Source organism: Roseateles sp. P5_E8, from assembly GCF_054177665.1.
In genome coordinates, this window is the sequence record NZ_JBGCUM010000151.1 from 1 (window position 1) to 567 (window position 567).

The window sequence follows — 567 nt, forward strand, 5'->3', positions numbered from 1 at the left end:
TCACGAAGGTCAGCGCGATCAACTGGAACACGGCCACGGCTGTGGTCCGCCAGGATGACGGCAAGGTCGTCGTCGGTGGCTGGGTCTACAGCGGCAACAGTTCGAGCGCCGACTTCGTCGTGGCCCGCTACACGACCGCCGGCGTACTCGACGCCAGCTTCGGCACCGCCGGCATGACGATCACGCCGGTCGCCCCGGGCACGAAGGACGACACCGGGCGCGCGATCCTGCTGCAGATCGACGACCGTGTTCCGACCGTGCGCAGCATCGTCGCCGGCTCGGCCAACGATGCGAACTACGACTTCGCGGTGACCCGCTACTGGCACTGAAACAGTGATGCCGGAAGATCGGCATCGAATCCGGCAGGCGCCGGGCCCTTCACGGGGCCCGGCGCCTTTCGTCGTGTTCGCTGTCGTGTTGGCGCCAGCGCGCGGCGGCCTGGCCGCGGGTCTCGACTCCGAGCTTGCCGAGAATGTTCGCCACATGGCGCTTGACCGTGTGCGGGCTCAGATCGAACGTGCGCGCGATCACCTTGTTGCTGTCGCCGCAAGCCATGCGCTCGAGCAC

The 567-nt window shown here is 67.5% G+C and carries 2 protein-coding genes; one reads left to right on the forward strand and one right to left on the reverse strand.

Going from position 1 to position 567, the window contains the following annotated elements; all coding sequences use genetic code 11:
* Window positions 1-329, forward strand: a 329-nt coding sequence (locus tag ACXRVZ_RS27720) for a delta-60 repeat domain-containing protein (RefSeq protein ID WP_458233147.1), incomplete at its 5' end; no start/stop codon positions are given.
* Window positions 330-378: 49 nt separating this feature from the next.
* Here the strand turns inward: ACXRVZ_RS27720 and ACXRVZ_RS27725 are convergent.
* A partial coding sequence (locus tag ACXRVZ_RS27725) for a response regulator transcription factor (RefSeq protein WP_458233148.1) occupies window positions 379-567 on the reverse strand: 189 nt, incomplete at its 5' end.